This window comes from Paenibacillus sp. 01T442, assembly GCF_056398345.1.
Genome location: NZ_JBFTPF010000139.1, coordinates 1 through 6,956, shown reverse-complemented (window position 1 = coordinate 6,956; position 6,956 = coordinate 1). Strand labels below are relative to the sequence as shown.

General features: G+C 42.0%; 5 protein-coding genes and 1 pseudogene. All 6 read right to left on the bottom strand.

Features of this window, described 5'->3' with window-relative positions; genetic code table 11:
- Positions 1–77 precede the first annotated feature (77 nt).
- Positions 78–953 (bottom strand): PepSY-associated TM helix domain-containing protein, encoded by an 876-nt coding sequence (locus tag AC1DLM_RS34170; protein ID WP_441991817.1) that lies wholly within the window; start codon positions 951–953, stop codon positions 78–80.
- 599 nt (positions 954–1,552) lie between these two features.
- The gene (locus tag AC1DLM_RS34165) at positions 1,553–2,719 is read right to left on the bottom strand and encodes a Ger(x)C family spore germination protein (RefSeq protein WP_477572477.1); all 1,167 of its coding nucleotides are present in this window, start codon (positions 2,717–2,719) and stop codon (positions 1,553–1,555) included.
- Positions 2,720–2,724: 5 nt separating this feature from the next.
- Positions 2,725–4,203, bottom strand: coding sequence for a spore germination protein (locus AC1DLM_RS34160; protein ID WP_477572476.1), 1,479 nt, complete (start codon positions 4,201–4,203; stop codon positions 2,725–2,727).
- A complete protein-coding gene (locus AC1DLM_RS34155) occupies positions 4,187–5,281 on the bottom strand; it encodes an endospore germination permease (protein WP_477572475.1) in 1,095 nt (364 codons plus the stop codon). Before AC1DLM_RS34155 ends, AC1DLM_RS34160 begins: the two co-directional genes overlap by 17 nt.
- 224 nt (positions 5,282–5,505) lie before the next feature.
- Positions 5,506–6,654: a cysteine desulfurase family protein gene (locus tag AC1DLM_RS34150; protein ID WP_477572474.1), complete on the bottom strand. Its 1,149-nt coding sequence runs from the start codon at positions 6,652–6,654 to the stop codon at positions 5,506–5,508.
- 27 nt (positions 6,655–6,681) lie between these two features.
- Positions 6,682–6,956, bottom strand: a pseudogene (locus AC1DLM_RS34145) (tRNA 2-selenouridine(34) synthase MnmH); the annotation flags it as partial.

Sequence of the window (6,956 nt, the reverse complement as noted above, 5' to 3'; positions counted from 1 at the left end):
GTTACATAGAAATGATGAAACGAAAAAACGCTAATTGCAGGAAGTTTGCAGTTTAGCGTTTTCGAAGTTAAGCCTTATCAACCGAGTAATCGTTTTAAGACAGGAATTCTGCGAATGAGTAGAGCCTCCAAAATCAATACAATGAGAAGTGAGATCCCTACCAGAGGCATCACAATTCCTAACACAATCGTTATTAGAGCAACCCATTCAACCATTTTAAAATCTTTGGGAAGTGATGGCGCCCCTACACGACCGCTAGGCTTTCTTAACCACCACATGATGACCCCACTGAGAGCAACTAAAATGATACCTAAACACACTAGCAAGCAAATAATCTGATTCGTAACTCCGAACAGTTCTCCTTGGTGCAAGGCTATTCCAAGGGTCACAGCTTTAGCCATAGGGCTGAAATCTTGAAACTTCTGATCCGCCAAAATCTTACCGTTATATTGGTCAATATGCAATGTCGCTTGTTTCTTGGGATCAGCAGTCGTCGAATAAATGGTGTAAACGCCTTTCTCATCTTGAGGAAGTGCAATTTGATAACCTTGGGCAAGTTCTTTCACTCGATCAAGTCCCATTACTTTCTCTACCGAAAGCGCTCCACTTCCGCCAGGCGTGGAATTTGGCATCGGCAGTTGCTCAGCCGCCCAAGGCACACCGCTAACAACATCTTTGGTGGGAACCGTGGATGTGAGATGTGTTGGCATAAACGAGAACATGCCTTCAGGGTATGTTGCTGATTTATTAATATAGTTACCCAAAACACCTGACCATGGTAGTCCTGTCACGATCAGCGCAGCGATAAAAAGAGATAGCCATAATGCCGTCACTGCGTGCATATCGCGCCAGAATGTTCGTTTTCCTTGTTTGATTCGAGGAAGAATGATTCCGTAAATGGATTTTTTTCCTCTTGGCCACCATAAGTAAACACCGGTAATGAGCAGGATCATGGCATATGCATGTATCCATTAGCTCCCCTTCTTGGTCTTGCTGCTTACAAAAACGATCGAGGGATTGTTCCATATGCTCGCATATTAAGTATCGTTGGAATGAGCTTTTCACTCTTTCACTACTTGGAACAGAAGGTACCGAGCATGTCTCAAATATTGCCCTGCACGGTTGGGATACCATGCAGTGGTCAATATATAAACTGGTTTGGCTTTATTACAATTCCCTTTTTAGCTTTATTTGCGTTTTCTTTGATTACGCTTCTTTTATTCGCACAAAAAAACGAACAAGATTAACAAAAAGCAGGTGCTCCTACTTGTGGAGTGATCTTGCCCCTCTGTCAAGGACTCTCGAAAAAAAGAGTGGTTTAGGTCTACGATGCCGACAAAAGATGATTCCTGTAATTCTCGATTATCTTGGCAACGTATTTATTCGTTGATAAATACTTTCGTTCTTTTTCGCTAAAAATTTTCTTAGACATAATATAATCCCCCCGGTRCTTACTCTAGTAAACTAAGAAAAGGCGGCATGCGCCGCCATTTTGATATTTGTGCCCTAGTGCAAGTGTCCAGATTATGGGTACCAGTGCAATTAATTCAACCTACTCACTTCTATGAATAGTCGAATTCTTTCCCGAACTCGTATGCTCTATATTTAAGTCAATATGGACATCTCGGATCGCATTTTCATTTAGCAACATCCCCTCCGTGGTGGTGATGGCCTTCCAATCTTGATAATGGTAACGGAATAAATTGTGTTCAAGATTATAGATATCCGTATTCCTTTTCATACCTGCCATGAATGACTTCCGGATTTCTTTTTCAATGCTCTCTGTCGACTTTTGGGTTAATTGTTGAATCCCCTGCAATTGATTATTGGTTCGGCTGACAACATATCCTGTCGCTTTCATATCAATATTATATTGAGGACGATCATCTATCTTGACCATCTTCAACTTAGTTTTGGGATTATCGACAACGATTTCAACCGATGGCTCCGTCTTACTCGGAACTGACACACCTGCTCGTACAGAACCCGACTGTATCCAGCGAAGTCCGATCAATTCCTCTATTGGAATATAGCTTCTGTAGACTTCACGTTTTAGGAATATCGCCCCATCGATCGTTAGTTTAGGTTCCTTATTCTTTTTTTCCACCCAGTTTTTCTTGTTTACAGCTAKGGTCGGAATGCATGAGGTAAAGCCATCCTCGTTCATCTGACCGATTAATCTATGAAGCTTGATGGGCTTAATAAAGGAGGTTTGGGAATAAATCCCTGTTGGTTCATGGAGAATGGTACTAAGTGGAGATTGTCCAAAAAAACCACCAGTGCTGAGAATTTCCTTTATTGATTCTCGCGTTCCATACACCCAGGGGGTCAATCGAAATTCATAATATCGGACAAAACTATCGTAAATATTACCAATGCCTTGCTTGAACGCCCCTTCGCTAACCACAATAGCAGTCACATGACCCCAATAAATTCTTTCCTGCGACGTTCTATAAAGATCAAAAAGGGACTCTTCGAAGGAGTCCCCTACTCCTTCACCCACCCAAATTTTTGAAGGCGACCTCTGTGTATCGCTTGTTTTGGCAACGGATTGAAAATCATTGAATTGGATATAACCGTGATATTTCCCATCCTTGTAATCCACGCCTATGGTAGACGCATAATTTATCTTATCAATATCCTTGACATCAGTGGTGCAGCCCGACATCACCAATAATCCAAGCATCACAACTAGCTTCGATAGCCGTTTATGCTTCAACGCATTCACCTTTTCCGTTTATTTAGCATAGCCGACGAAACTCGTGATCTCCGAAACGGATCAACGACGAACGCAGCTAGCCAGTCCTTCATTCGTAAGGAAGATATCGGTTCGAGATAAGACAATCCAAATGACTCAAGTCGGCAGAGATAGATCAAAAGCAAGAACATGCTCAGAATAAAGCCGTAAATGCCAAGGTAGGAAGAGATTACAAAAATAAAAATCCTGACCACGCTTACAGTGCCAGCCAAAGATTGATTCACGAGACTAAACGCTGAAACTGTGGAAAGCGCTATAACTACAAGCAATGTCGGAGATGCAAGGCCAGCCCTGATGAGGGAGTCTCCTATAATTAGTCCTCCTACAATGCCGATCGTTTGTCCAACGGCCTTCGGTAGTCGAACGCCTGCTTCCCGAAGCAATTCAAACTGAAATATCAGAAGTAACGCTTCAAGAAACGAAGGCAGCGGAACCCCTTCACGTGAAAGGACTACCGTTGAAAGGAGAGCAAATGGTATCTGGTCCAGATTTACGCTTGCAATTGAGATCCAAAAACCCGGCAAAAAAATACTGAGCATAAGCCCCAATAACCTGAGGACGCGTTGAAATATCACATAATGATAAGGGAAATGGACATCTTCAGGTGTCTTTAACAATTCAAGGAAGTTAGCCGGTCCGATGAGTACCATAGGTGACCCGTCTACCACAATCGCAAATCTTCCTCGAAGCAGCGTTTCAACGACGAAATCAGGCCGACCGATATAATCAATCAAGGGAAACAATGAAAAGGTTCGGTCCGATAACCATTGTTCCAACTGGCCACTACTAACAATACTTTCTGTTTGAAAGGTTTCCAATCGTTTACGTACTTCTGCAACTATCGCAGGGTTCGCTTTATGACTCAGATAAAGCAGAGATACTTCGGTTTTGCTTAAACTTCCAATGACGAACTTTTCACTGAACAACAATCCAGTTTGCAATCTTTTCCTTATTAGGGATATGTTTGTAAACATTTCTTCTGTGAAAGCATCCTTCGCGCCTTTGATTGAGATTTCCGTATTGGATTCCTGTATCGCGCGTTGGGGGACCTTGGAAATATCTACCACCCAAAAGTATGTATCACCTTTACGATAAAGAATCAAACAGCCGGTAAACAAATTTATGACCATATCTCCGAACGTCCAGTTAATATCGAAAATAGGCATTTCATCCGAATACTTCGGAACATCCCCTAGATTAACCGGTAAACGGTTTATATATTGACATACCCTAGTAAAGTACGAGTTTAATTCGGTTTTATCAATCATGCCTTCGCAGTAGAAAGCTGTCAATTGATCKGATACTTCTAATTGGGGAAGCGCTGGAAAAATGATGTCTGAATACTGTGCGAATGCTTCTTGCAGCTGACCTGTCAACAAGCTTCCACCCCTTAACCAGGCGTCCTGCTCTGCGAATAGCCTTGATTCCTCAGGTGATAGATTCATTGCCTTTCCCCTTTCGTTGCGGAAGATAAATGATCATAAAAAGAACCGCTGTTAAGGCAACTCCGAACCATAGCGAATAGGTGTAAAAGTAATGATGGATGATCTTTTGCATCCTGATGTCGCTGACCTTTAACAGCGAAGGAAGTGACAAGATGGCAGCACTGAGTAACATTACGACTTGTCGATTTTTTTGAGAATAGGCAGCAGCCAGTTCAGTTAGGAGATGGATGATTAGGGCTGTTCTCACAACACTACCTGCCATCAACTGAAATGCGGCTAAAAAATCCACATGAGAGATTTGTCTGCCAAGCATCACTAGCCTCCATTGTTCAAAAGCGGGAAATCGCAAGTTTTCAGCTTGGTAAGGACCAAAGGCTGCTATGGATCCTAGAGTTGGACCCATGATTAGCCCTATTAATAATGTCAGTAATACGAAAATGACGCCATAATTAAGCGGTTTGCTCAGTTTATGCTGGATCAAGAGCAAAACCATCAAATCAATGCTTCCACCAAAAACGACCACACTTCCGGACAGGTCTGAGCCAAATCCTTCCTTCAAAAGGGGGTGTAGCATACCATAATCTTTACTGCTCATGGTCATCAGAGATACTCCGACACCTAACATCCATACAATAGGCAGTAACATTGAAGACATATAGACAATTGTTTTGAGTCCCGATTTAGCTGCGGTGTAAGACAAAAAAATATAACTAAGAATGACAACGATATCAGGCGTTTTTGGAAGAAAGTGGATGCTGATGTTCTTTGTCGTATCAAATACGATCATCATCCCGGCAGCAACTAAATAAAGAGYGATGCAGCCACTTACAATTGATAATCCAATCATACCTACCCGGTCTTTAAGCCAAAGGTAAAACGATACCATTCCGATTGATTTCAAAATAATATACAGGATCAAGCTCCAACCAATTAAAGCTAGGTAAGCCAGCAAAATACTAAACCATGCATCGCGTTTTGCAGCTTGGAGAAGATGAGGAATAATGAGCACATGATTGGAAATGCCAAGCGATAATAGCAACAAAAACACGATTTGCAGCCTAGAGAAGGAAACCTCCATTGCTGTCCCCCCTAGCGTAGTGACGTTTCAGTATTTGGTATAGTTTCCCTCATTCCGCTTATTTATACATCCTAATATAGTACCTCATATGCAAAAAAAGCCTGTCAAACCACAACTTTGCTGAAATCAGCAAGCTCTGGTGAGAGGCCTCCTACATGAGTCGTCTATTTATGTTTCAAATGTTGCGGGGTTGGGAGCTTAATGTTTGTATCGCCGGACCCGATCTAAACACGAATTCGTTCTATGATCATTGCACAAGCTCTCTCTATTTCATTCTCAGTTGTATAGCGCCCAATTGAAAACCGCACAGTGCCAGCCGCAACCTCTGGAGATAATTTCATTGCCTTTAGTACAGGTGACATCTCGATACTTCCCGTATGGCAGGCTGAGCCGGTGGTGGCAGCAATTTCAGGGATCTTTGCTAAAATCTCTTCCCCAATCATACCAATAAAACTGACATTTAACGTATTTGGCAATCGCTTGTCAGGATGTCCGTTCATAACAATACGATCTTTAAATGCATCCGATAGCTTTTTCMAAAATAGGTTCGATAATGTCTTGATCACCTTATGATCATTTCTTCTATGAGCGATATCTGCCGCCTTCCCAAGACCTACGATGAATGGCACATTCTCGGTACCTGCTCTTCTGCCCACTTCATGACTGGCTCCGTGATTGTGTGGAATAAGCGCAGTTCCTTCTCTAATGATTAAGGCACCGACTCCTTTAGGAGCGTAGAGTTTATGACCTGCAACAGTAAGCAGATTCACATTCATTTCATCCCAATTAACTTCGATTTTCCCTAAAGATTGCGCTGCATCGGTATGTAGAATGATCCCTCTTCTACTCGTGATTTGAGCCATTTCCTGGAGTGGTTGGACCGTTCCTACTTCATTATTAGCATGCATAATGGACACGAGAATCGTATCCTTCGTGATTGCTGCAGCAAGATCTGAGATGTCCACCAACCCATACGCATCCACATCTAAATATGTAACCTTAGCTMCGATAGATTCAAGAAATACGCACGGATTAAGGACAGAAGGATGCTCAACTTTTGTCGTAATGATATGATTCCCACGATGTCTATTGGCAAAATAAGATCCCTTGATTGCGTGATTATTGGATTCACTTCCCCCACTGGTGAAGACAATTTCGCTAGTTTTGCAATTTAGCAACGTTGCTATACGCTGTCTGGCAAGATCGATGGCCACTTTAATCTTCTCAGAAGCCCAATGGGATGAAGATGGATTACCATAATAGCTCGTTAGAAATGGTAACATTTCCTCCAAAACTTCCGGATCAATCGGCGTGCTTGCATTATAGTCCAAGTAAATGCGATCCTCTACTGTCTCATTTAGTCCTGTTGCCATTCTTACACTCCATTTATCAATCTAAGATTACGTGTAATTTAATTTTTTACTTTCTACATCTACTTCTTTCAAATAATTCTTTACAGCTATTACCGCTTCATCTATCGTGTTTGCTCGAATCGTAATAATTTCTTGTTCGTATTTATGCATAGCGTGTTCATATCGCGGATCATAATAATGCTCCAATAAGAGGCTAACTGCCTTCTCAAAATGATCTTCATGGAGAGCTGTTTCAATTTCTTTTGCGATCGGAGTGTGGATTCGGTTCTTTATACGGCTATAGGCTTTAAGCAACTCTACCT

Bases quoted from the DNA above. Each gene is read 5' to 3' on its own strand.
- AC1DLM_RS34170 (WP_441991817.1), bottom strand. From the start codon at position 953: ATGATCCTGCTCATTACCGGTGTTTACTTATGGTGGCCAAGAGGAAAA.